Origin of the sequence: Leadbetterella byssophila DSM 17132 (genome assembly GCF_000166395.1) — a bacterium.
Taxonomy (GTDB): domain Bacteria; phylum Bacteroidota; class Bacteroidia; order Cytophagales; family Spirosomataceae; genus Leadbetterella; species Leadbetterella byssophila.
Map to the genome: position 1 here is coordinate 259,788 of NC_014655.1, position 24,695 is coordinate 284,482.

The 24,695-nt window shown below is 40.8% G+C and carries 26 protein-coding genes and 5 tRNA genes; 23 read left to right on the forward strand and 8 right to left on the reverse strand.

All coding sequences use genetic code 11. From position 1 onward, the window contains the following. Positions 1-37 precede the first annotated feature (37 nt). Together LBYS_RS01185 and LBYS_RS01190 are read left to right on the forward strand one after the other, a co-directional pair. The gene (locus LBYS_RS01185; RefSeq protein ID WP_013407090.1) at positions 38-1,723 is read left to right on the forward strand and encodes an aromatic amino acid hydroxylase; all 1,686 of its coding nucleotides are present in this window, start codon (positions 38-40) and stop codon (positions 1,721-1,723) included. Continuing rightward, complete coding sequence (locus tag LBYS_RS01190; RefSeq protein WP_013407091.1) at positions 1,695-2,396, forward strand: SDR family oxidoreductase; 702 nt, start codon at positions 1,695-1,697, stop codon at positions 2,394-2,396. The genes LBYS_RS01185 and LBYS_RS01190 overlap by 29 nt, the downstream gene beginning before the upstream one ends. Here the strand turns inward: LBYS_RS01190 and LBYS_RS01195 are convergent. Beyond that, complete coding sequence (locus LBYS_RS01195) at positions 2,386-3,618, reverse strand: M16 family metallopeptidase (protein WP_013407092.1); 1,233 nt, start codon at positions 3,616-3,618, stop codon at positions 2,386-2,388. The two genes, LBYS_RS01190 and LBYS_RS01195, sit on opposite strands and share 11 nt — an antisense overlap. Positions 3,619-3,674: 56 nt before the next feature. On the opposite strand from LBYS_RS01195, the gene ispF reads away from it, so the two are divergent. From ispF to LBYS_RS19215, 4 genes are read left to right on the forward strand one after another with little or no spacing between them, the layout of a single operon-like run. Continuing rightward, positions 3,675-4,160: a 2-C-methyl-D-erythritol 2,4-cyclodiphosphate synthase gene (gene ispF, locus LBYS_RS01200; RefSeq protein WP_013407093.1), complete on the forward strand. Its 486-nt coding sequence runs from the start codon at positions 3,675-3,677 to the stop codon at positions 4,158-4,160. Between the two features lie 53 nt (positions 4,161-4,213). Continuing rightward, complete coding sequence (dapA, locus tag LBYS_RS01205) at positions 4,214-5,095, forward strand: 4-hydroxy-tetrahydrodipicolinate synthase (protein ID WP_013407094.1); 882 nt, start codon at positions 4,214-4,216, stop codon at positions 5,093-5,095. Then, a complete protein-coding gene (locus LBYS_RS01210; RefSeq protein WP_013407095.1) occupies positions 5,092-5,712 on the forward strand; it encodes a phosphatase PAP2 family protein in 621 nt (206 codons plus the stop codon). Before dapA ends, LBYS_RS01210 begins: the two co-directional genes overlap by 4 nt. After that, complete coding sequence (locus LBYS_RS19215; protein ID WP_013407096.1) at positions 5,705-5,842, forward strand: hypothetical protein; 138 nt, start codon at positions 5,705-5,707, stop codon at positions 5,840-5,842. The genes LBYS_RS01210 and LBYS_RS19215 overlap by 8 nt, the downstream gene beginning before the upstream one ends. Here LBYS_RS19215 and amaB read toward each other — a convergent pair whose 3' ends face one another. Continuing rightward, the gene (gene amaB / locus LBYS_RS01215; RefSeq protein ID WP_013407097.1) at positions 5,843-7,351 is read right to left on the reverse strand and encodes an L-piperidine-6-carboxylate dehydrogenase; all 1,509 of its coding nucleotides are present in this window, start codon (positions 7,349-7,351) and stop codon (positions 5,843-5,845) included. Between the two features lie 164 nt (positions 7,352-7,515). Here amaB and LBYS_RS01220 point away from each other — a divergent pair, with 164 nt between their 5' ends. After that, complete coding sequence (locus LBYS_RS01220) at positions 7,516-8,424, forward strand: zinc dependent phospholipase C family protein (RefSeq protein ID WP_013407098.1); 909 nt, start codon at positions 7,516-7,518, stop codon at positions 8,422-8,424. On the opposite strand, the gene LBYS_RS01225 is transcribed toward LBYS_RS01220, so the two are convergent. Genes LBYS_RS01225 through LBYS_RS01235 form a run of 3 tightly spaced genes read right to left on the reverse strand, consistent with a single transcriptional unit; the run spans position 8,421 to position 10,961 of the window. Next, a complete protein-coding gene (locus LBYS_RS01225) occupies positions 8,421-9,011 on the reverse strand; it encodes a polysaccharide deacetylase family protein (RefSeq protein WP_013407099.1) in 591 nt (196 codons plus the stop codon). The genes LBYS_RS01220 and LBYS_RS01225 overlap by 4 nt on opposite strands. Further along, entirely contained in the window at positions 9,008-10,069 is a 1,062-nt protein-coding gene (locus LBYS_RS01230; RefSeq protein ID WP_013407100.1) for a glycosyltransferase, read from the reverse strand. Before LBYS_RS01230 ends, LBYS_RS01225 begins: the two co-directional genes overlap by 4 nt. Next, positions 10,053-10,961 carry a lysylphosphatidylglycerol synthase transmembrane domain-containing protein gene (locus LBYS_RS01235; RefSeq protein WP_013407101.1) on the reverse strand — a complete coding sequence of 303 codons (909 nt, stop codon included), beginning with the start codon at positions 10,959-10,961 and terminating at the stop codon, positions 10,053-10,055. Before LBYS_RS01235 ends, LBYS_RS01230 begins: the two co-directional genes overlap by 17 nt. Before the next feature lie 68 nt (positions 10,962-11,029). Between LBYS_RS01235 and ruvC the strand changes: the two genes are divergently transcribed. The 10 genes from ruvC to LBYS_RS01280 all read left to right on the forward strand — a co-directional run bounded on the left by ruvC (position 11,030) and on the right by LBYS_RS01280 (position 15,488). Continuing rightward, positions 11,030-11,542, forward strand: a complete 513-nt coding sequence (gene ruvC / locus LBYS_RS01240) for a crossover junction endodeoxyribonuclease RuvC (RefSeq protein ID WP_083794605.1) — start codon at positions 11,030-11,032, stop codon at positions 11,540-11,542. A gap of 111 nt (positions 11,543-11,653) precedes the next feature. After that, positions 11,654-11,740, forward strand: a tRNA-Ser gene (locus tag LBYS_RS01245). Positions 11,741-11,753: 13 nt separating this feature from the next. Continuing rightward, positions 11,754-11,828, forward strand: a tRNA-Pro gene (locus tag LBYS_RS01250). A gap of 28 nt (positions 11,829-11,856) precedes the next feature. Beyond that, positions 11,857-11,930: transfer RNA gene (locus tag LBYS_RS01255), tRNA-Arg, on the forward strand. A 35-nt stretch (positions 11,931-11,965) separates the two neighbouring features. Beyond that, a tRNA-Pro gene (locus LBYS_RS01260) sits at positions 11,966-12,040 on the forward strand. 8 nt (positions 12,041-12,048) lie between these two features. Then, a tRNA-Lys gene (locus tag LBYS_RS01265) sits at positions 12,049-12,121 on the forward strand. 619 nt (positions 12,122-12,740) lie between these two features. After that, positions 12,741-13,199, forward strand: coding sequence for a reverse transcriptase domain-containing protein (locus LBYS_RS19715; RefSeq protein WP_262494815.1), 459 nt, complete (start codon positions 12,741-12,743; stop codon positions 13,197-13,199). Then, entirely contained in the window at positions 13,196-14,014 is an 819-nt protein-coding gene (locus tag LBYS_RS19720) for a reverse transcriptase domain-containing protein (RefSeq protein ID WP_262494816.1), read from the forward strand. The genes LBYS_RS19715 and LBYS_RS19720 overlap by 4 nt, the downstream gene beginning before the upstream one ends. 213 nt (positions 14,015-14,227) lie before the next feature. Then, a complete protein-coding gene (locus tag LBYS_RS01275; RefSeq protein WP_013407103.1) occupies positions 14,228-14,614 on the forward strand; it encodes an ISAon1 family transposase N-terminal region protein in 387 nt (128 codons plus the stop codon). A gap of 199 nt (positions 14,615-14,813) precedes the next feature. Continuing rightward, positions 14,814-15,488, forward strand: coding sequence for an ISAon1 family transposase (locus tag LBYS_RS01280; protein WP_445468617.1), 675 nt, complete (start codon positions 14,814-14,816; stop codon positions 15,486-15,488). Between the two features lie 741 nt (positions 15,489-16,229). Here the strand turns inward: LBYS_RS01280 and LBYS_RS01285 are convergent. Next, on the reverse strand, positions 16,230-17,093 hold the full coding sequence (locus LBYS_RS01285) for a hypothetical protein (protein ID WP_013407104.1): 864 nt from the start codon (positions 17,091-17,093) through the stop codon (positions 16,230-16,232). A gap of 148 nt (positions 17,094-17,241) precedes the next feature. Here LBYS_RS01285 and LBYS_RS01290 point away from each other — a divergent pair, with 148 nt between their 5' ends. From LBYS_RS01290 to LBYS_RS19505, 3 genes are all read left to right on the forward strand, one after another. Further along, positions 17,242-17,550, forward strand: a complete 309-nt coding sequence (locus LBYS_RS01290; RefSeq protein ID WP_013407105.1) for a transposase — start codon at positions 17,242-17,244, stop codon at positions 17,548-17,550. Positions 17,551-17,714: 164 nt separating this feature from the next. Beyond that, complete coding sequence (locus tag LBYS_RS19500) at positions 17,715-18,137, forward strand: IS3 family transposase (RefSeq protein WP_041823368.1); 423 nt, start codon at positions 17,715-17,717, stop codon at positions 18,135-18,137. A gap of 113 nt (positions 18,138-18,250) precedes the next feature. After that, entirely contained in the window at positions 18,251-18,445 is a 195-nt protein-coding gene (locus tag LBYS_RS19505) for an IS3 family transposase (RefSeq protein WP_229310493.1), read from the forward strand. Here the strand turns inward: LBYS_RS19505 and LBYS_RS01300 are convergent. Then, positions 18,396-19,415: a ligand-binding sensor domain-containing protein gene (locus LBYS_RS01300; protein WP_013407106.1), complete on the reverse strand. Its 1,020-nt coding sequence runs from the start codon at positions 19,413-19,415 to the stop codon at positions 18,396-18,398. The two genes, LBYS_RS19505 and LBYS_RS01300, sit on opposite strands and share 50 nt — an antisense overlap. A gap of 702 nt (positions 19,416-20,117) precedes the next feature. Further along, positions 20,118-22,319 carry an HAD family hydrolase gene (locus LBYS_RS01305; RefSeq protein ID WP_013407107.1) on the reverse strand — a complete coding sequence of 734 codons (2,202 nt, stop codon included), beginning with the start codon at positions 22,317-22,319 and terminating at the stop codon, positions 20,118-20,120. A 448-nt stretch (positions 22,320-22,767) separates the two neighbouring features. Between LBYS_RS01305 and LBYS_RS01315 the strand changes: the two genes are divergently transcribed. From LBYS_RS01315 to LBYS_RS01325, 3 genes are all read left to right on the forward strand, one after another. After that, on the forward strand, positions 22,768-23,049 hold the full coding sequence (locus tag LBYS_RS01315) for a transposase (protein WP_013407109.1): 282 nt from the start codon (positions 22,768-22,770) through the stop codon (positions 23,047-23,049). Further along, positions 23,046-23,918, forward strand: coding sequence for an IS3 family transposase (locus LBYS_RS01320; protein ID WP_013407110.1), 873 nt, complete (start codon positions 23,046-23,048; stop codon positions 23,916-23,918). Before LBYS_RS01315 ends, LBYS_RS01320 begins: the two co-directional genes overlap by 4 nt. Positions 23,919-24,383: 465 nt before the next feature. Continuing rightward, complete coding sequence (locus LBYS_RS01325; protein ID WP_148225735.1) at positions 24,384-24,668, forward strand: hypothetical protein; 285 nt, start codon at positions 24,384-24,386, stop codon at positions 24,666-24,668. The last annotated feature ends 27 nt before the right edge of the window (positions 24,669-24,695 follow it).

The window sequence follows — 24,695 nt, forward strand, 5'->3', positions numbered from 1 at the left end:
ATTTGCTTTAGCAATAAAATTGTATAACTTAGTGACCATGAAGCAGATCAATACCTTTGGCAATGCTGCTGTGGCCGCTTTGCCTGCACATTTACTTCGTTATGTGGTGGACCAAAATTACGAAAGGTACACTTGGATAGATCAGGCGGTATGGCGATACGTCATGCGTCAAAATTATAATTACCTTAAAGAGATAGCCTATTATCCTTATATCAGGGGACTTCATCAAGCCGGTTTAAGCATTGAGAGAATTCCAGATCTTCAGACCATAAATGATCATCTAGGAAAGATAGGCTGGGGCGCGGTCACGGTAGATGGATTTATTCCCCCTTCCGCATTTATGGAATACCAGGCTCACCGGGTCTTGGTCATTGCAGCAGACATTAGGCGTTTAGAACATATTGAATATACGCCTGCACCGGATATAATACATGAGAGTGCCGGACATGCCCCCATCATAGCAGAGCCGGAATATCATGCTTATCTAAGTTATTTTGGAAGCATTGGAGCTAAAGCCATGTTTTCTGCCAAGGATTTTGAACTGTATGAGTCCATCAGAGAGGTAAGTATACTAAAAGAGAGTGAGGACAAGGAAGCTTTGAAAGCAGCAGAAGAAAAGCTTCAATACATTTCAGAAAACATGGGTGAACCATCAGAAATGGCTTTGCTGAGCCGTTTGCACTGGTGGACAGTAGAATATGGCTTGATTGGAACTCTGGAAGATCCGAAGATTTATGGTGCCGGTCTTTTGTCGTCTATAGGAGAAAGTAAGTCGTGTATGCGTCCGGAGGTGAAGAAACTACCTTATACCATAGACGCTATAAATTATGCTTATGATATTACTAAGCCACAACCTCAATTGTTCGTAACACCCCATTTCAACAGGCTATTAGAAGTCCTAGAAGAATTTGCATCAACGATGGCATTTAGAAGAGGAGGAGCTGAAAGTTTGAAAAAAGCGGTGGACTGCGGTCAGGTGTGTACCGTAAGCTTGGATTCTGGGGTGGAGATCAGCGGTAAGTTTATTTCATATTCCGGAGATGTAGACTTTATAAAGACAGAAGGACCTACAGCTTTGGCGTATGGTGGTAGGCAACTGCCCGGGCATGATAAGACTCTGCATAAAGAAGGTTATTCTAGTCCAATAGGTGAATACTTTATTCAAAAAGGTAGTTTATCTGTAGGAGAAGATGTTCTTCTTCAATATGCTTCTGGCTACACGGTAGAAGGAAGAGTAACGGAAACCTTGTTTCAGGAGGGGAGATTGATAGTTGCAACCTTAATGGAATGTACTGTACGTACTCCAACCGCTGAGATTTGCTATAGACCAGAGTGGGGAAGGTTTGATTTAGTTTTAGGTATCAAAGTGATAAGCGTCTACAGTGGAGCCGCTGATAAGAGTGCTTATGAGACGGATGTATATCTTAGCGAACAAAGCACGAAAAAAGAGGAGTATTCTAGTAAATTGCACGAAATTTACGGCGGGATTCGGCAGATAAGGGAAGGCGGTTGGGATATAAGCCCTTTAAAAGATTACTTTGCCATATTACAAAATGAATTTCCGGAAGATTGGCTTGCATCTTTAGAGATCTTGGAGTTGTGGCCTGATCCAGCCGTGGAAGCACATTTGAATCAGTTGAAAGAACGTTTTCCGGAATATAGGCAAGTGATAGAGGACGGATTAAGATTACATTATGAACATAGTAGTTACAGGAGCAAGTAGTGGATTAGGGTTTGAGACAGCCTTAGAACTGAGTAAGAAAGGGGAACATAGGGTGGTGGCTATTTCCAGGAATACGGATAAATTGAAAAGATTATTGGAAATAGGTCGGAGTCTGAATCCCGATATACAATTGATCCCGGTTAGTTTTGATCTGGTGAATGATGATATCAAGCTCCTTCAAGATTTTATTATTCGTACCTTGGGTTCTGTAGATATATTGATCAATAATGCAGGGCAATTGATCAATAAACCCTTTATGAAAACTACTTCTGAAGAGTTTTTGGGTTTATTGCAAGCTAATGTTCTTAGTCATTTTTCCATTTCCAAAGCATTGGTTCCTTTTATGAATAAAGGAGCCCATATCCTCAACATAGGTAGCATGGGAGGTTACGGGGGATCAGTTAAATTTCCGGGACTTTCGGCCTATTCTGCCTCAAAAGGGGCACTACATATTCTAACAGAATGCATGGCGGTAGAACTTCAGGAATATGAGATCAAAGTCAACTGTCTGGCCCTAGGTTCTGTTCAAACAGAAATGCTTGAAGAGGCATTTCCAGGATACACTAGTCCGGTAATGGCATTTGAAATGGGAGAATATGTGGCAGACTTCGCTTTAAACGGCAGTAGGTTCTATAACGGTAAAGTGTTGACTGTAGCTTTGACTACTCCCTAGGACTATAGAAAAGGGTACAGCTATTATTGGCATGTAAATAGGTTTTTGCTTGATGTTTCATGAAATCTTCATCTACTTGTAGGAGTAGATCAAGGGCTGTATTACAAAGGTTGGGATTTCCGAACGTTGCAGCAAAAGCTAATTTCATGGCCCGATTCAGGATCTCAGTTTCTCCGAACTTGTCTAATGACAGGGCCTGGGTTTTTACTTTTTGAAGTTTTTTGGAGTAATCAGCTCTTGCGATTTCACTTTGAAGTAAAGCATTAATAGCATGGTCTGCATCCTCAAACGAGACCTCATTTGCTAGTGTGCCATGAATAACAAATAAGCCTCCATCGTGGTAGGCGGTATGGGAAGCACCTGCACTTGTGAAAATGCCTTGATCCTTTACAAGCTTTTGATATAAAGCGGAGGTTTGTCCCCTACCAAAGGCATCAGCGAAAATATCTAAAGCATAGGCTTCTGAAGAGTATTTTGCAGGAGTTTTAAAGGCCTTGTAAAGGGTTTTTACGGGGACATTAGCATGCACCGTTTTATACCTTGCTTGCGTTTGGGGTATCTCCATAGGGTAATTTCTTGGAATCTTAGGACCGGCAGGTATTGGTCCAAACCATTTTTCTGCCCAATCTCTTGCCTTGGAAGTTTCACCAGCCACCACAAGGACCGCATTGTTTGGTCTGTAAAATCTAAAAAAGAAATCCTTCACATCCTCCATGCTGGCATTTTCTATGTGTGAAGTTTCCTTGCCTATAGTTGGCCAAGAATAAGGATGCTGTTGATAAAGCATGGGTCTAAGATGTAGCCAAACATCTCCATACGGCTGGTTCAAATACCTTTGTTTGAATTCTTCAATCACCACACTTTTTTGGGTAACTAATACCTTAGGATCAAAAGAAAGGCTATGCATCCGATCAGACTCTAACCAGAAAGCGGTTTCCAAATTCTGATTTGGAAGGGTAATGTAATAGTTGGTTATATCAAGTGAAGTAAAGGCATTATTGCTTCCTCCGGCTCTTTGAACCGGTTCATCAAAGGACGGGACATTTTTTGAGCCTCCAAACATCAGATGCTCAAATAGGTGGGCAAAGCCCGTTTTTTCTGGATGTTCATCTCTGGAACCTACATGGTAACATAGATTGAAGGCAGAAGTAAGACTCTTAGAGTCTTGATGCACAAATACTTGTAAGCCATTGCTTAGTGTGAAATGTTCAAAATTGATCATAAGGTGGCATTGATGCCCAAAATTATGCCTAAATTTGGATATTAATACCATTACAAATGCAAATTAGAATAGGGCATGGCTACGATGTGCACCAACTGAGTGCAGGGTATGCTTTGACCATTGGTGGGGTTCAGATTCCTCATGAAGTAGGTTCCATGGGGCATTCAGATGCAGACGTTTTACTGCATGCTTTATGTGATGCTCTTTTGGGCGCTTTGTCATTAGGCGATATTGGACAACATTTTAAGAATACGGATCCTCGTTGGAAGGGCATGGATAGCAAGCATTTCCTTAGGGAAGTGTATAAGATGATTAGTGAGAAAGGATATAGGGTGGGAAATGTAGATTCCTCATTGATCCTGGAAGCACCAAAGATCGGAAAATATATCCCCCAAATGAAAACAGAGATTGCGACTTGTTTAGGGATTTCTCCTGAAGATGTGTCTATCAAAGCCACTACCTCTGAAACCATGGGTTTTGTAGGAAGAAAAGAGGGGCTGGAAGCGCATGCCGTTTGTTTATTGTATAAAAAAGAAGACTAATTTGTCTGCTTAACTTAGAAAGAATCTAAATTTGTAAAAAACTTATTTCAAACATGAAAGAATTGTACGGATTGGGTACGGCCTTAACCACTCCATTTACCGAAGATAATCAGGTAGATTATCCCGCATTAAAAAAACATCTTGATTACATCAATGAGGAAGGAGTTGACTACTATGTAGTGAACGGAACCACCGGCGAATCTGCTACTTTAAGTAAGGCAGAAAGCGCTGAGATTTTATCTTTTGTCAAGAAGTACAATGCGGGTAAACGGGCCATCGTGTTTGGGATAGGTGGAAATAATACTCAAGCCGTTTTAGATACTATTTCGCAGACAGATTTTGAAGGGGTTACGGCTATACTTTCCGTTTGTCCGTATTACAATAAGCCTTCTCAAAGAGGTATTTATCTCCATTTCAAAGCCATCGCAGATGCTAGTCCGGTTCCTGTTATTCTTTACAATGTACCCGGTAGGACGGTTATCTCCATGAGCGTAGAGACTATTGCTGAATTAGCTAAACATCCGAATATCATAGGTCTTAAAGATGCTTCAAGTAGCATAGAGGTAGCTATTGACCTTTCCAGAACCTTGCCTGATGATTTCTTATTGCTTTCAGGTGATGATAACCTGTTCACTGCTCAAGCCAGTTTGGGCTACAAAGGAGTGATCTCCGTAATCGGTAATGGATTCCCTAAAGAATTCTATGAACTGGTTCACTCAGCCATGGAAGGTGATTTTGATAATGCGAAGCGTCTTCAGGGCAAGTTCCTGGACTTTGATACCTTGCTGTATATCGAATCAAATCCTGTAGGTATCAAGTGTGTGCTAGATATTAAAGGCATCTATGACGGTAGAGTCAGATTGCCTTTGGCGAAAGCCTCTGATGAACTTTACCAGAAGATGGAAACATCTATGCGTAAAGAAGGCTTTTTATGAAAAGGATCTTTGCTATAACATTCCTGACCTGTGCTAGTCTTTCCGGACTTGCACAAGGTTGGGATTTGAAGAAATTAGAGGATATCAATCTGGGTAGAAACACGGACATGGATAAGCCTTTGAATTTCTTGAGTAACTCCACTGACTACCTAGCTGTAGGATTTCCTGTAGGAATGTTAGCTGTAGGTTTTGCAAAAGACGATGCATCCTTGAAGCAGGAAGGGTTTCAAATGGCCACGACTACCGTAATGACTTATGGTTTAGGTTATGTACTGAAGAAGGTCATAGATAAAGAAAGGCCCTATGTCACTCATCCTCATATCCAAAACTACAAGGAGTTTTCCGGAGGTTCTTTTCCCAGTGGTAGCACTGCCTTGGCCTTTGCAACGGGTACAAGCCTATCTTTGTCGTATCCTAAATGGTATGTGATTCTCCCTTCTACTTTGTATGCTTGTACAGTAGGTTATTCCCGCCTGCATTTAGGAGCACATTATCCTAGTGATGTATTTGCGGGAGCGGCATTAGGAATCGGAACGGCATTCGCTTCCAGGAAGCTCAATCAATGGGTTAGGAACGAAGGGAAAAAGAAGAAACTTAAGCAACAAATGCATGAATAAGGACAAACTCATCGCTTACTTCAAGAAATTGGGCTGGGCCGGTTTCTTCTTCTTCTTGATTAAAGGTCTAACCCTTTATGTGATCTTGCCATTTTTAATAGCCAAAGGGGTGATCGACTGTAAAGGTTGATTACAAGTCAAATTTTATTCCTTGTGCCAAAGGAAGAGTAGTGCCATAATTGATGGTATTGGTCTGTCTTCTCATGTACGCTTTCCAAGCGTCTGATCCACTTTCTCTACCACCACCGGTCTCTTTTTCTCCTCCAAATGCTCCTCCAATTTCAGCCCCCGATGTACCTATATTTACGTTGGCGATGCCACAATCGGAGCCATTAGCCGACAAAAACCGTTCAGCTTCTCGGATATTTTGTGTAAACACCGCGGAAGACAAGCCTTGCGGAACATCATTTTGTAGGAAAATGGCGTCGTTCCAATCTTCGTAAGTTAAGATATATAGGATAGGTGCGAAGGTTTCGTGCTTTACTATTTCGGTCTGAGCCGGCATATCAATGATAGTAGGAAGTACGTAGTTCCCTTCCAGAACTTCTCCTCCGAATAGTATTTCCCCTCCTTGTGCTACGGCAGCTTCAATGGCGTTAGTATAGTTCAATACGGCATCCTGATCAATTAGTGGACCTACGTGGTGGGCGGGATCCAGTGGATCACCGATTTTTAATTGGCCATAGGCCTTCACTAGTCTTTGCGTTAATTCTTCTTTTACAGATTGGTGCACAATCAATCTACGTGTTGTAGTACATCTCTGGCCGGCGGTTCCTACTGCCCCAAAGACTACTGCAGGTACCGTTAGATTCAAATCTGCATTTTCTGTAACTATGATGGAATTGTTACCCCCTAGTTCTAAGAGATATTTTCCAAGACGGGAGGCTACCGTTTTTGCCACTGCCTTACCCATTCTTGTGCTTCCCGTTGCGGAAACCAGGGCTACATCTTCGTGAGAAGACAGGGCTTGGCCAATTTCAGGCCCACCGATCAATAAGGTGGAGAGCCCTTCTGGAAGTTGGTTACTCTCTATTACAGATGAGATAATATTTTGACAGGCTATAGCTGATAATGGTGTTTTTTCTGATGGTTTCCAGATACAAACGTTCCCGCAGACCCATGCTATCATGGCGTTCCAAGACCATACAGCTACGGGAAAATTGAATGCTGATATGATACCAACAATTCCTAATGGATGATATTGTTCATACATTCTATGTTCAGGACGCTCAGAATGCATGGTTAGGCCGTATAATTGACGGGAAAGTCCAACGGCAAAATCACATATATCGATGATCTCTTGTACTTCTCCTAAGCCTTCTTGCAGGCTTTTTCCCATTTCATAGGATACCAGTTGGCCCAAAGCTTGTTTGTTCTTTCTAAAGGCTTCGCCCATTTGTCGGACTATCTCTCCGCGTTTTGGGGCGGGAACATTTCTCCATTGTACATAGGCACTTTTGGCTGCTTGTATCGCTTCCTCAAAGTCTGTTGTGGTACATAGGGTAGTTGAGGCAATGGGTGTTTGATCTGCAGGACTATAGGAGATTAACTCTTCCCCTGCTCCTGCTCTGTTTTTTAATCCGGTTGAATATCCGTAGTTAATGTTCTCCAGGCCTAAATCCCGTATGAATTCTTTCATGTTGATGCTTTTTTTACAAATATAAAGGCTGGAGCTCATTTGGAAAAGTCTTGAAATCAAGGGGCTTAAAAACTTATCTTTGGATAAGAAAAAATCAGATTTCCATCTCTTGTGGTATCAATGATCAGCCCGTCGACCTATGTTTGCTCCAAAATTCCACACTCATGAAATTGCTTTGTTTTTATTTATTGTTGTTAGTGCCTCCTTGGGGCTTTTATGCGCACAAGTGGATTAATCGAATGGCCGTTTTTCTTCAGCCTCCGGAACTATTTGTGTTTCTTAAGAAGCACATTCATTACATTTCTGACCATGCAGTGAATCCCGATAAACGTAGATATGCAGTAGTGGGTGAAGCTGAAAGGCATTATATAGATCTAGATGAGTATAATGCAGAAGAAAAGCTAGTATTGCCTTCTTTGACGTGGGAGAAGGCGGTGGAAAGGTACACGGAGGACAGCTTGAGAGCTAGAGGAATTGTACCTTGGCAAATTATTAGAATGAAACATCAGTTGACAGAAGCCTTTATGCACAGAGATGTTTCGCGTATTGTTAAACTGTGTACAGACCTTGGTCATTATATTGCAGATGCTCATGTGCCTCTGCATACCACTAAGAATTACAATGGACAGTTAACGGGCCAAAACGGTATACATGGTTTGTGGGAATCAAGATTACCTGAATTGTATTTGCAAGGGTACGATATGTGGATAGGTAGAGCTGCATATGAACCTCGGATTCAGGAACGAGTATGGAGAACCGTATTTGATTCTCACGCTGCTGTAGATTCTGTGTTGAGTTTTGAGAAGCGACTCTCAGAAGATAAAAAATATACCATTGAAGAAAGAAATGGGGTTTTGGTTAAAACCTATTCATCATTATTTTCTGCTCAGTATCATAAAGCTTTGCAGGACCAGGTGGAAAGAAGAATGCGAGCGGCCATTCAGACGGTGGCAGATATATGGTACACGGCCTGGTCAGATGCCGGTAAGCCGGATTTAGGAGATGAGATATTTGAGATTCAGGCAGATACTATTCCTCGCGCTCAGGTGTTGAAAGTCAGGGAAGAGAATTAAGGTAAGGCTTCGAACCTATATCCTTTTTCCGAAAAATGCTTCAGGTAGCGAGGTAATACATAAGACATGTTTTTCCAGGCTTTGAGGCTGTCATGTAGGAGAACTATTGCTCCGGGACTAGTACGTTTGATTGCATTATTTAGGCATGAATCCTCCCTGTATGAGGCGTCATAGTCTCTGGTAAGAACAGACCACATTACTATTTGTCGCGCGGGTAATAAAGCGTCTGCTTGTGAGCGTTTGATTCTGCCGTAAGGCGGACGGAAGAGTGGGGTTTGATACATTTGGTCAAACTTTTCAATGTCTTCCAAATATTGGGCTAGTGGCGTTTTCCATCCGTTGATATGATGGAAGGTGTGGTTGCCCACTGAATGTCCGGCATCTAGTATACTTTGGAAGGTCTCTGGATGTTTACGGATATTATCTCCCACGCAAAAAAAGGTAGCTTTGGCATGGTAGGCAGCTAACTGTTCCAAGACCCAAGGGGTAACTTCGGGGATAGGGCCATCGTCAAAAGTGAGGTAAATCACTTTTTCGGCGGTGGGAACCTTCCAGAGGTAGCGGGGAAATATCCATTCTAATATCATCGCAAAGTTCTGTCTTTCCAGCGGTACGTTCCGGGGAAAAGCGAAACGATTCCGAAAAATACGACATAAAGACTATATATGCATTGGGTGATAGGGATGTATAAAATACTTTTCTTCCGATTCAAGAAGATTTGTACAGAAGAAAGAAAAACAGCCTCTGTCAGGAAGCGGACAATCAGGGGTGTCCATTCCCCTTGCAAAGCTAGAATTATTGTGGCTAAGTTTACAGCAAAGATGAAAATGGCAGTTAGTTTAGAATTAAGGTGTTGATTCCATTTTCCGGCCCATCGTTTTCTTTGTCGGTAGAAAGCAGAAAGCGTTGGTGAAGCCTCCGTTTCTACAATACAGTTTGCATCTTTGACAAAGGAAGTACTTCCAGGGAAAGACTTGTGGATCTTATTCATCAGGAATTCGTCGTCTCCGGAAGCTAAGTTGAGATTATCTGAGTAACCTCCCACTTCTAAGAACGTCTGTTTTCTGTAGAAAAGGTTGGCTGCTGAGCACATGATGGGGCTGCCTAAGTCCATGGCAACTGCTGAAGATCCGAGTAGAGATGCGAACTCTACCGTTTGAATGTTATTCCAGATTTGGTTGTTTTTCTTGAAGGTTACCGGTCCGGAAAGGAAATGCTTATTCCCTATGGAATTAACATACGTTTCTATGAGTTGCGGAGGCAGGGTGCAATCTCCGTCCGTTGTGAAAATGTATTCGCCTTTGGCTTTATGTATGGCAAAACTTATTCCTTCTTTTTTGGGTGCGGTACTGACCTGCGGAAGGGGGAGGATTTGTAAGCCTTCCCATGCGACTTCTTCTGCGAGTGCAAGGGTATTGTCAGTAGAATGGTCATCTACTAATAGGACTTCCAAATGAGGATAAGTCTGAGATTTAAGGCTATTAAGAAGGTCCTTGATGTTTTCTGATTCATTTCTGACTACCACAATGGCTGTGACCCAAGGCTTATGCACGGAGTATTTTTCAGCCTTTATGTTGATCCAGATTCCTGTGCTGAAAAGTACTATTAGAACGTAAATGAGCAATATACTAGACAGCAGAATCATGTTTTTTGGCAAAGATACTGTAAAAGACAGGAAGGAAAACGCTGATTAACCATACCACGAAGGTAGCCACTATTATCTTCTCTTCCGAAATGCCTAGAGGTGCGAAGAAGAAAATACTTACGACTTGTCTAAGGGTCAAATCACCAATGGCATTGAGACCTCCACCGATGGTTTTGGCGAGTAAGAGCAAGTTGGTTCCTATAAACAGATCCATATACGTAACCTGTATATCGAAAGCCAAATAGACGAAATAGTATTGTAAAAGGTAGGTTAGCGTTCGCAAAAGAGATAAGTAGATCACCTCCCATTTTAATTTTAGGGGAAGGTCTAGGGCTGTTTGGTATTTCTTCCAAATGGTCACTTTAAGCCCTAAGAGCAAGGCCAGGGAAAAAGTGGAGATCATGAGTAGGATTATGCCTGCTACTCTAGTGTTTATTTCCCATAATTCTATGTTCCAAAGGATCAAAGCCATACTTCCGAAAAAGAGAGCAGTCCATGTTTGGGTAATGCTATTGAAGAAATTAAGTAGGGCGGCATTAGTTCTTTGGCCTTTGTTAAATCCCATGCTTCTTCCTAGGTAATCTCCACTCATGAAAGGAGTGAGTATGCCTAATTTAAGCCCGCGAAGCACTTCGGTCTTCGCTTGCAAGAAGGTTCGTTCCTGAATTTGGGCACTGAGGAGTTGCCATTTATAGATCTCAAGGGCGTAGTTAGGAATGACGCAAAGTATCCCCAAGAGCAAATAAATAGGAGAGGGGAAGCTAATTTCAGTAAGATTTGGGTATTTTTGATAGAGGAGGTAAAAGAGAAAAACCAACAAAACACCGTTGAAAAGCCCTCTCAAATTAGGTTTCGAGAGAAAGGATACGGTATTTTGCGTAGGAAACTTCAAATCTTAAGAATTTGCAAGCAAAGGTAAGTGAAAAAATCATATTAGGGGTAGACCCGGGAACTCGGGTGATGGGGTATGGCATCATTGAAGTGAAGAACTCTCAATTGAAGGTGATCCAGTATGGGGTGTTGCGGTTGGAGAAGTTGACTTCGCATGAGTTGAAGTTGAAAAGGATCTTCGAGCGTATCACTCAATTGATCAATGAATACCTTCCGGATGAGATGGCCATTGAGGCTCCCTTTTATGGTGAGAACGTGCAGTCCATGTTGAAGTTAGGAAGAGCACAGGGGGTGGCCATGGCTGCAGCTTTGGCGAAAGATATCAATATTGTAGAATATCTACCTAAAAAAGTGAAGCAAAGTGTAACAGGTAACGGTAATGCCACGAAGGAGCAGGTAGCGTATATGTTAGAGAAATTATTCAATCATCCCTTAGAAAGAACCTTTCTAGATGCTACAGACGCCTTAGCTGTGGGAGTCTGTCATTTTATGCATAGCGGGACAAAAGCATTGACAGGGAATAATTCAAAGAAAAATGGATGGGGGGCATTTCTGCAAGAAAATCCAGATAGGATTAAGTGATTTATTTCCAAAATCTTAGTAAATTTCAGAAAAAAATCTTCAAAAAATATCCCGTTGATGTTTTGCAGAGCCATAAAATAGGTCTATATTTGCAAACCTTTTCGGAGAGACGGAGAGATGGGTGAGTGGCTGAAACCACCAGTTTGCTAAACTGACGTACTGGAAACGGTACCGCGGGTTCGAATCCCGCTCTCTCCGCTGAACGAATTTTCGGGGTGTAGCGTAGCCCGGTCATCGCGTCTGCTTTGGGAGCAGAAGGTCGCAAGTTCGAATCTTGCCACCCCGACGAGGCAGCTTTAGCTGTAAATTCATAAGGTTCCGTAGCTCAGCTGGATAGAGCAACAGATTTCTAATCTGTGGGTCATAGGTTCGAATCCTATCGGGATCACAAGGCAAGTCTGAAACACGACTTGCATTTTTTTTCGGGGTGTAGCGTAGCCCGGTCATCGCGTCTGCTTTGGGAGCAGAAGGTCGCAAGTTCGAATCTTGCCACCCCGACACGGATCGATTCCGTAGCTCAGCTGGTAGAGCAATACACTTTTAATGTATGGGTCCTGGGTTCGAATCCCAGCGGGATCACAAAGACAAGTCGAAAGGCTTGTCTTTTTCGTTGTGTGCCCAGCATGTGCAATAACTCTAGGGTGTAAGTCCCGAACACGCCTTTACAGTGGGAAGTGTTAGCTTATGACAAGGGTGTCCACCGTGAGGTGGAATCTGAAGGAAGTCTGAGGCAAAACCTCGATCCGACGAACAGAAACTACATACAAGGCCGCAAGTGTTGGGTGAGGCTGCAAAACAAGCCAAAGCCCTAAACTGTACGGAAACACTATGGTAAATGTAGCGGATATATGAGGTGAAAGTTATTGTTCTTACCTGGGGAGATCTGACTAAACTCTGTCAAAGGTATACGCGAATGCCCGCGAAGAAACATATAGCAGAATAATAATGCTAGTATGCTTTAGTCAGAAGTCAGCAGAGGACATAGTACCCTGCTTCTCTACTTTATACAGGGGAAGGTCTGAATGTTAGAATGGCAAAGGAACCATGAAGTTTATGACGAAGTGTTAAAAGCCGAACCACATAAGAGAACTGCTTGCATGAGGGTAGGTCGGAAACTGATAGTAAAATGCAAGAGGAGCTTAGCTGAGTCGTGCAACGAAGTGGACACAATGCCTGAGGTTTTTTTTTTAGTAATACTATGTTGGAAGAGATATTACACATCCGAAATGTCAAACACGCAGTTGATCGTGTCATCTCTAATGGAGGTGCTAGCGGAGTTGATGGTATGCAGATCGATAATCTTCGTGACTACCTTAACACGCACTGGCAATCCCTGCGATCGGATATTCTCTCTGGCACTTACCGCCCACAAGCTGTTCGGAAAGTAGAGATTCCCAAAGCAAGTGGCGGCAAGCGTATGCTGGGTATCCCAACGGTCATCGACCGTGTTATTCAGCAAAGCATTTCCCAATGGCTTGGGTTAAAGTATGAGGGTGATTTTCACGATAACAGCTACGGCTTCCGTCCGAATCGTAATGCTCATCAGGCCGTCATTAAAGCGCAAGAGTATCTGAACTTGGGCTACACGTGGGTCGTTGAACTTGATTTGGAACAATTCTTCGATCAAGTGAACCACGACATACTGATGCATCTTTGAGCAAGAAGATTACGGATCGTCGAGTCCTAGCGCTGATCGGGAAATACCTTCGTTGTGGGATTATGGATCATGGTCTTGAACAAAAGCGAACCAAGGGCACACCACAGGGCAGTCCTTTAAGTCCACTTTTGTCAAACATCATCCTGAACGAACTGGATACGGAACTCAGCTCCCGTGGACATCGATTTGTACGTTATGCGGATGACTGTAGTATCTACGCGAAGAGCAATAAATCCGCCACTCGTATTATGCGCAACATCACCAGTTACATCGAATCTACACTAAAACTGAAAGTGAACCGTGAAAAGAGTAAGGTAAGCAAACCTTCCCAAAGTAGTTTACTCGGCTTTAGTTTCTTCAAAACTCAAGGAGATTGGCAGATTCGTATCTCTGCAAAGAGTATCGAACGAATCCGAGAGAAGTTACGTCAAAATACTCGACGTAATACAGCTACTCCTATGCATGAGCGACTGACTAAACTACGGCAAATTATTCACGGCTGGGTGGATTACTTTCGTATAGCAACGAATAAGAAGGTGATGGTAACACTAGATGAACTAGTGCGAAGACGCTTGCGTGTTCTGCTTTGGAAGCAATGGAAGACCGCAGGTAATCGAATTCGGAACTTAATGAAACTGGGAGCCAAACGCTGGCTTGCCTACCAACATGCGAACACCCGTAAATCCTATACTCGGACAGGGACAAGCCCTATCGTTCAAACAACGCTAACAAACTCATACTTTACTAAATTAGGTTACGAAGGATTTGCAGACTACTATTACTGGAGAACAACGCATCAAACGACGTTATTCTAACAAACCGCCTTGGTACGGATCCGTATGCCGGGTGGTGTGAGAGGACAGATAGGGAAATAATCCCTATCTTCCTACTCGATTGTAACCTTCTCAGGGAAAAAAAGGATCAACGACAAAACTTGTGGGGTGCTTGGGAAAAATTAAGGATCAACGACAAAACTTGTGGGGTGCATTGTATTTTTTTAAGTTTGTAGATATTTTAATTTGTCGATTTTGGAAAGCTTTCTACCTCTTGTTGAATTTTTGTTGCCCGATTTTATTTTGACCTATTTTCACTTGAAGAAAGTGGATAATGTTCTTGGTACACTTCACGTTTATCTAGAGGAGAAAAATTATGATCCTTCAGATCCTATCAAAGTAGATTTAGAATCTAAGGTTTTTTTACCTGAGAGTACTATTCAGGACTTTCCCATTCGTGACAAGCGCGTTTTTCTACATGTGAGTAGAAGACGCTGGCTCAATACCAAAACTGGGCAGATGCACCATAGGGATTGGGACGAGGTAGCAAAAGGGACGCGGATGACTAAGGAGTTTTCCGCTTTTTATCCATTGATTCCAACCCCCATAGTGCTAAAAGCATTGCTGAACTTTATGGTGTAAGCGGACATCATTTTCAGCGTCAATACCGAAGTCATTTGTCCGATTTTTTGAGTTGGAATCAGCGTTCACATGCTAAAGAATGGCTTTTATTTCCTGAGAATCTAGGCACACACCTGTCGATTGATGAAACCAGTCTATCTCATGGTGAGCTTTATACAATTTTAAAGCTGCAAAAGGCCTGAAAGGTAGCGTTGTTGCCATTGTAGCAGGCACTAAGGTCGATGTAGTAATAAAAGTGCTTCAACAGCTACCGGAAAAAAAGCGAAAAAAGGTTCAGGAAATTACACTAGATATGGCTCCGAATATGGAGCAAATAGCAAAACGTTGTTTCCCCAAGGCAAGCCGAGTGACAGACCGATTTCATGTGCAACGACTAGCTATTGACGCATTACAAGACATCCGCATTCAACATAGATGGGAGGCCATAGACAAGGAAAATGAAGCGATAGAACAAGCTAAATCAAGCGGCACGGATTACCAAGTACCAATATTGTCTAACGGAGACACCCTGCGTCAGCTACTGGCGAGAAGCAGATATTTGCTATACAAAAAACAAAAAAACTGGACCGAAAGCCAGCAGCAGCGCGCTAAAATTCTATTTGATATATATCCAGACTTAAAAATAGCTTACGATTTAACCAACCAACTAAGTCAAATATTTACAAAATCTCCCGACAAAATCTGGGGCCTAACTCGACTGGCCAAATGGCATGAAAAAGTCAGGCAGATGGGATTTAAAACATTTAATTCCGTCGCAAAATCAATAGAAAATCACTACCAAACTATTCTAAACTACTTTGACAACCGGTCAACCAATGCTGCAGCAGAATCCTTCAATCGCAACGGCGAACCGTGCAAAGATCAAGGCATTTAGAGCACAATTTCGTGGCGTCAAAAACACCGAATTCTTTTTGTATAGGCTTACTCAATTATATGCTTAATCCAAGATGCCCCACAAAAATTTACGTTGATCCGAAACTACCTGCAGGTGAAGCAGGACATACAGGATATTATTCAGTCGGAAATGGAAAGACTCTTAAATGACCCCGACCTGGAGTACCTGGTACTTAAGAAACCTAAAAGTTAGTTGCACTATAATGATAAAGGCAGTCCATTTTCGGACTGTCTTTATCATTTGAAAATTCAGGTTAAAAATATGAATGCTCAGCGATAATCATTTGATCAGAAGGTTTAATTGCTTTTAAGCTGACAGGAACTACAGCTACCAACCTCGCACCAATAGGCCCTTCCAATAAGAGCATTTCTCGATTGTAATTTACATCCACTGGATTCGGAGAGACATGTACAGCTATAACTGGCTGCTACCCACCAATGAAAGAAATAGAGAAGCTACTTGATAAAGCGCTGGATAGTGGTGCGGTAGACTATGAAAATGAGATGCAGCGGGATTACAGGCTTGCCAAAATCATTTATCATGCGATCCTATGTACGAATGGCCTACAGATGATTACCTTCAATTGTTTTGGATACTTCAACGATAGCTGCAATAATCATTCTATAACGTGATATTTAGTATTAAGTAAATAGGAAAACCCCGGCTAAGCTTATTTTAGCCAGGGTCTGAGCCTTCTGCATTTTCGTACTATCTAAACCTTTAACCTCTTACCGTCCATATTGCCGTTTCAGGAATATGGAAATTGGACGGATTAGTTTTGATTTTCTCCATGGTCTGAGGAGAGACAAGAACTTTCACTCCCTTTCTATTCGTGATTCCAATGTGAACTTTATCTAAATGAGTTGTATTCAAAAGATTCACCACAGAATCCTGATATGACCAGGAATTAAATATCAGGATCTTCAAATTCGGAGCCTGCGAAAGGTCAATACTATTGGCATGACCGTAATACTCAAATACCTCTAAAGAGGTATTGTTCTTCAACTGCACTTCACCCGGATCTCCTGACGCGTGCGGCATCATTGGAGCATAGCACTGCACTATTTTCAGTTTGTCAAGATTGGTTAAGTTTAGCGTTTCAAAACCTAACCCTCCCGTCCACTCGATTTTTTCCAAGTTAGCATTCAAGCTTAAATCTATCGTCTTGCCACCATGTACACCCAGGTTTTGAAGATTTTTAAAATGCCTGATATCGTCAAAGTCCTTGATAGTGGGCATCGCTCCATATTTTTGCTTGATAAATTCAGCTTTCAAATTTGGAGAGCCATTCAAATTATGACGTAAGTCTTTAACATTTAAAACGTCAGCCTGAGATACCTTGCCATTTATTTGGTTATCAGTATCAATGTTCAAAACGATTAGTAATGCTTCAAAACCTTTATCTGCTATAGTAAAGTAGGGCTCCTTTGTTTCTGTCACCTGAAAATCAACAGGATCCGGCTCATCTACAATTTGAACAGGATTTTCTGGCTTTGGTTCTTCCGGCACGAATGGATTTTCCGTCTCTGCGCAAGAAGTGATTAAAATGGCTAATAGTAGAGCCATTAAATATGCACTTTTCATAACGTTAATTTATTTAATTAGGACTTTGATTTTATTGATTTCCTCATTGCTAATAAGATGTATGTAAATAAAATTGAATGGGTAAGAACCTAATAGCTCGATAAAAACTTGGACACAAAACTAAGTTAACAATTAATTAGATTTGTGTATGTCAAAACATCGAAAAACATGGAGTTTGGAGGAGAAAGAGAAGATTGTACTTCATTCTATCCAGCACGGCGTAAGTTATTCATCGCGAGAATTTGGGGTTTCTACTGTGAGTATTTATAATTGGAAAGAGAAATTTGAGAAGTTAGGCAAAAGTGGCTTGGAAGCAGGAGCAATGACAGATGCCGAGCGTGAACTCAAACAATTACGTCGTGAAAACGAAGCTCTAAAAAGGATAGTTGCTGAAAAAGAGTTAGCTATTCAAATTAAAGATTCCCTTTTAAAAAAAAGTCAATCTCTAAAGAAATAAAAATCCAGGTAGTTGACGAATTTCTAGAGCAAGGGAGGCCTAAATATCTAGTATTAAAGCATGTAGATTTACCTCGAAGCAGCTACTATTACATTTCTACAGGTACAAAACCGGGGAAAAGGGCCTCAGGTTATGTATATGATATGGAAAATAATAGGTTTGATATGGATTATATTTTACAAGAAACTAAAACACTTCTGGAGGGCGAATTTGTGGATTATGGGTATTATAAAACCTACCGCTATTTAAACCAAGAAAAGGGATTGAGAATTGGGGCTTATAGAACCTATAAGCTCATGAAGGAAAACAATTTATTAAAATTTCAACGCAGTAATACCAAGAGAATAAGTAGGAACTGGGTAAAAGAACTCGTTCCCATTGTACAAAGAGAATTTGCATTCCTAGAATTTGATATTAAATATGTATATATCCAAGGAAAACGCACAAATGCGCAAGTACTGACAATTTTGGATGTTTTTTCGAGATGGCAATTGGGACAATACATCGCAAATTCTATTAAATCTGAAGATGTAATAAATCTATTTGAACAAATTTACAAACTTATCCGATACCAAAGCAATTTATAGTAAGAAACGATAATGGCTCACAATTCGAAGCTTTAATAGTTCAAGAATATCTAAAACAAAAAGGTATAACTCAGGAATTTACAAAACCGGCAACACCTCAACAGAATGGACATATAGAAGCCTACCATTCAATTCTGGAAAGTGCTGTATGTCAACGATTTGAATTTGAAAGCCTACAAGAATTTAAACAAGTAATGATAAGATGGAAAAAATTCTATAATTTCGAAAGAATACATGGCGGTCTTCACTATAAGTCCCCTAGAAAATTCCTCGAATCAATTGGTGTAAAAATTGATCCGAATTGGTGAAATAAATTAAAAATAGTGTCCAAGTAATTGCGTTTAAGACAAAAGTTTTACCGTTATATTTCCAAGCTCCTGTATATACATCTCCAAACCAAATATTGCCTTCTGAATCTTCTTCAATAGCAAAAGGGTGTTCAAGTGTACCTGGTTCTGATTTATTTCCATTTCTTTTACTTGTTGGATGGATTAAATTATTCTTTTCAGAAAAATTTATGATTGAATTACCTTCCATTAGCAAAACGCCAATCCCATTATTTCCTATCCAAATTCGACCTTTTGAATCTGCTAATACACTTCTGATATGCAGCAGCTCATTATCTTTTAGGTTTAATTTTTCATGATCAAAGATATTTACCATTTTACCATCATAGTTAAATAGTGCTGCATAAGTCGCAATCCAAACCTTACCGTCTTTATCTTTTGAGATACCCGTAACACCGTAAGTATTGTCAGCATTATCAGCATTTTTATTTTTGGGTTTTGGGAAAATCAAATAGTTCATATTTATTCCGTCAAAACGATTTATTCCGTCTTCCTCACCCGCATTAAACCATAAATCTCCATTGGTTTTATTCCAATCAAATATTGGGTTGTTATTTATAGACGGATAATTAGTAAACTTTACTTTGTCATATACACTAACACCTCTTGCAGTTCCAAACCAAATTTTCCCATTCTTGTCCTCTTGGATTGAACGGATTTGATTGTCAGATAAACCTTCATTAGTTGTAAAGTATTCAAATGATTTTCCATTATAAAAACTTACACCTTCATTATGACTTCCAAACCAATAGTTACCTTTACTGTCTTGAAAGATAGCACGTATTCCCGAAGTAAATTTCAAAGTGTCAGTTTTTGAAGTTGCCTCCAATTCAGACTTGTTAGTTTCTCCTTCTTTTGATTTTTTCTCAACGCAAGAAAAGTTTAGGGTCAATATGATTATTAGATAAATCAAAATTATTTTTCTATTCATTTCGGGTTTTTATAATATGACGCACAACTCGTTTATACATGCAACAAAACTACACAAATCTCCCAATTACGGCTGGCTTGGTGTAGTTTTCATCACTACAAATCGTCAAACGGACTTTTAATGTTTTGCAGGCTCTTAAGGTTTACGTGGTTGTAAATTTCGGTGGCTTTACTGCTGTTGTGTCCCACTTTCCAAATACCGTCAACTTTCCTGTCGTTAGTAGCGGAGAAACAGGGGCACAGTTATTCAACAATTATTGACGCAACGATAGTGCCATTGCTAACATTATGCTAACTTTGGACTAATGCAATACTTATACCACCACAGACGCCAGGGGCATGCCTAAACGCCAGCGAAATGAAAAAATATGTTTGGATACTTTTATTCCTGGTAATATTGGTCCGCCCGGCCCACCCCTGTTCAGCATTTGTATTGAAGAACGGAAAGAGCATCCTATAGGGTAAGAACTTTGACTGGATGTTAGACAATGGGTATCTTGTCAAAAATTTGAAGAATACTGCTAAATTGGCTTATTTCACGCATACCGGTACGAGGTATGGACAAGTAAATACGGAAGCATTACATTCAACCAAAACGGAAAAGAAATGCCATATGGTGGAATGAATGAGAAAGGGTTTGTAGTGGAAATGCTTTTGCTGGATGATACCCGGTTTGATATTCCCGAAACTAACGGCACATTTATTACGTATTAATATTTTCCTCCAATATTTTATAAAGATGTTTCCTGTTTTTAATATAATGCCGGATACCCTCCAATACCCCTTCCGCCAAAGGATTTTTCGAAAAATAGACGTTGGAGTTTTCTTTCAATACCACCAGCTCAGGGCTGTGGTTACTGACTACTATTCCGTTTGTTCTGCCTCCCAGCATTCCAATATCATTTCCGCCATTTCCGGAAACTATAAAATTCTGAATCGGCTTTTTCCATTTGTAGCTCAGATAATGCAGTGCTTTACCTTTACCGGAACGCACAGGTACCAGATCCAGGTGAGTATTGTCCGTTACAAATATTTTGGCTCTTAATTGTTTGTCGTCCAGCATTTTGTATAGTTCTGCCAACTGGTCATCTCCGAATACTCCTTTTATATAATAGCTTAGTTTATGCGGAGTTTGAGCTTCTTCCTCCTGGAGTTCAAGAGCAGAGTGGTCATTTAATGCTTCCAGCAGTTTTTTACGTTCCCACTGATAATTAATGTGTTTTTCCCAACCTTTATCGGCTATAAAATCTGACGTATAATAGATCTCGGTACCTACAGAGCATATGATAATTTCTGCCCTGGAAAGTAACGGATGCTGAGATAGGGCTTCCCGGGTTAATTGCACATTTCTGCCAGTGGATATACCAAATACTACCCGGTTATTATTTTCTTTTAAAAAGTCGACAAGCTCAGATAAGCCGGGCGCTTCCTCTCCTTCTATTAACGTTCCGTCCAGATCAGAAATAAAATACACCGGCGTTTTCAGAAGCGTATTTCCAGGGGCTTTTCCCGTTTCAGTTTTCTGCTCTTTTTCAGATATGGAATCTAAAAGCTGTATGTATTTTTTTGCGTGAGCATCCCAGGAGTACATTTCCTTGCTCCTTATTATTCCCTTTTCTGAATATTCCTCCCATTGCTGCCCATCGGCCAGAACAGATTTAAGCCCGTTCGCGATTTCTTCCGGTTTTTCTACATTTACTAGCAAGCCGTTTTCCAAATTTTCCACTATATCCTTTGGGCCGCCCGTAGGTGAGGCTACAACTGGTAAACCACACGCCGCAGATTCTACTATGGTCAGACCGAAGTTTTCTCCGGGCGTGGCATTGATAAAAACCCCTTTTTTTCTGGCGGCTATCCGGTAAATTTCGGGAACTTCATTAAAAGGATCATTCTTTTTAGGAATAGCCATCTTCCCGTAAAGGTCATATTTGTCCATTAAAAGCAGCAGGTTCGTAAGGGTTTCCTGTTCGTCAGGCGACATTAAGCTAATGTCTTTTCTAACTCCTGCGAAAATAGCCAGGTTAGCCATGGCCTGTAGTTCCTTGTCTTTGCCGTAACTATTAATGATGGTTTCAAAATTCTTGCGTTTATCAGCCCGGCCAATAGACAGTATTAACGGTTTTTCCGGTGAAAATAAAAACCGCTCTATTTCGGAATTTATACGGAAAGTGGCAATCTCCTCTTCCGTGCTCATGGTAAAACCGGGCATAACTGCCCTGAAATACGGATAAAAAATGTGGTGATTTATGCCGGGAGGAATAACCTGGAATCTAGCTTTACCATTATTTTCATACAGTTTATATTGTGACGCTATTTCATGTTGCGTACTAACAATAATAGCATCCGCCATTGAAAGGGTGTTTTCTTCTACCTGGATGCGTTTTTCAATATTAAACCGGGTGTTTATTTTTTCAGCAGAGAGGCCTTCCCGGAGCAGAATGTTTTTTTTATTCCGGCCTAAAGAGTGCCCGGTAGCTATAAATATAGTGTTAAAAACCTTGCTCAGCTCCCCCGCAATATAATTACCGTCTGCATAGTGCCCGTGTACAACATCGGGAAAATCCTCCTGGGCCTCAGTGAAGCGTATCACTTTGTCGACAAATTCATCCAGGTGATTCCAGAGTGACTCCTTTTCTTTATATAAGAGCCCGCCACACTGGATTCTGACAATACGCGCTTTGTCATTGACGATCTCTATTTCCCTGCCATAATCGGAAGGCACCCTTTTATCCACTATTTTCCGGGTAACTAAATCTATTTTCCGGATTCGGTGATCATGGGAAAGGGCTTCCAGAAGCTCCAAAACATATTTCACTTGCCCCCCGGTATCTTTATCACGACCTATTTCCGCATTTTTGTGCCGGATAAGACCATGAGGGCTAAATAATTGTACATAATATTTCATAACGATACAGGATTAGTATTTACTAGTCCCATTAAATTTAATCTGTAAAGATTCATGAACCCATACGGGCTTTGGAAGATAAAGAGCCGCAGCAAAAATTGTTTGACAATTAGAATGAGAAAGTATATTTCTCCCGTAAGCAGCATGTAAATCTACAGTATTTTGGTAGGAATACAAAATTGAAACATGCATTCAGACCTTTTAAGTGCTAATTTTGATTTATGGAGCGATACAGAAATTTTAAGCTTTTTCATGACATTAGTACGGAAGACTATAGTTTGCTCACCGACAAACTTAAACCAAAGACTTTTAAGAAAGGACAACTTATTAATGTTCCCGGACAAGTTCAAAAGGAACTTTATTTTGTGAAAAGCGGTGTACAAATGTCTTACTTTGAAGTACTCCCGATTTTCTGGACAGCCGAATAAGTAATAACTTAGAGGTTGATATGAAAAAAGAACGACGTAAATTTTCGGCTGATTTTAAAGCCAAGGTGGCACTTGAGGCTATCAAGGAACGAAATACTGTACTTCAGATTTCGAGCAAGTACAAGATTTCACCTGCACAGGTAACGAAATGGAAGCACGAATTTTTGGAGAAAGCGACAACGGTTTTTGAGAAGGAAAGCCCGAACCAGAAAGAGTCTGAGAAAAAAGAGCAGGAACTTTATTCCAAAATCGGAGAACTTCAAGTGCAGGTAGACTTTTTAAAAAAAGTCTTGGGGAAATGAGTGTGCACCAAAAGAGGAGTCTGATAGTTCGGTCTTACCGGAAGCTCTCGGTTAGTAAACAATGTGCTTTACTGGAACTTCCCCGTAGCAGCTACTACTTTAAATCACGAGGAGAGAATCTTCTTAATCAATTTCTTATGAATAAGATAGATGCCAAGTTTACAGAATGTCCTTTTTATGGAGTAGAGCGTATGACCGATTATATCAATTATAATTATGGGCTGGGAGTAAATGTAAAACGTATCCGCAGGCTGTATAAAATAATGGCTTTAGATACACTTATGCCGAAACCCGGTCTAAGTAAAAAGGCTAAAGACGCATTCATTTTCCCCTATTTACTCAATAATCTGACCATTGACAGGCCGAATCAGGTGTGGCAGGCTGATATAACCTACATAGCTATGCAAAGGGGCTTCATGCGGGCGGCGTTCCGCTATAAATTTGCAATCATTGATGTTCATTCTCGTAAGATCCTGGGCTGGGGAACTTCCAATACTATGAGTGTAGCCTGGATGATTGAGGTACTTGAATCGGTTATCCGAAAATACGGAAAACCCGAAATCTTCAACTCGGACCAGAGGAGTCAGTTTACTAGTATAAAGTTCGTGAGTTTGCTCAAAAAACACAAAATAAAACAGTCTGTGGACGGAAAAGGAAGAGCTTTGGATAACGTCTTCATTGAAAGGTATTGGAGGAGTTATAAGTACGAATATCTCTTCCTGAATCCTCCTAAAGATGCGTGGGAATTATTCTCCGAAACAGAAAAATATGTGAAATTTTACAACAAAGAAAGAAGGCATGAGGCTCTTGAACGCCTTACTCCCAATGAAGTATATTTTAACTATAGAAAACTACCAAATGTTTCTTAATTTTGAATAAGTGCTGTCCAAGATATGGGGAGTACTTCAGTTTCTTACTCTTCCCACTTTCCCGCCAATCCGATATCAAAGACAGCATTCGTGCACGTTTCTCTTCTTTACTCATGCCACAAAATTATAGACTATGAGTAGCATTTTAAATATGTACTTCGTAGGGCGGATACATCAAATCGATAGAGTCCCTTGTCCGGTGCCCCACCACATATTTCCTGATCTGTATTGATACATACTTTTAACACAACAGTTAATCCTGTCTACTTCTATAAACACGGTAAATGCTTTTGGATTTGAAATGTTGATAGAAGGGTCGTACCTGCGGGTAATACTGCCTCTGGCTGTAATCCATATAATACCCGATTTTCTACCAGAACATTGAAAGAATACACTAAAAAGGGTAAGTAGATTTTTCTTCTTATCCTCTTTGTATTTTTAACTTATGCCTGGAAGGCCAATCTCGTGCTCTTGTGGGTAGGGTTTGCAGTGGGTCATACTTACTTCTTCTTTAATATGGCGGTACACAACAAAAGCCAGTTTCTCATCAACCGCAAAGCGAGGAATGTGAAAAAAGGCATTTTGGCCATCTTGGAGTTTGTGATGATAGAGAAAGAAAAGTCTACTTCTACCTTGCCAAACAGCAGATACCCCCTGAAAGGGATAGCTTTGCAGGGAGTCGAAAAAATGTACGATGTTAAAATAGGTATCCTCTACATATTCCGATGTCCTCAAATGCTACAATTCTAAATAAGTACACGCTAATTTTAGAAAGTC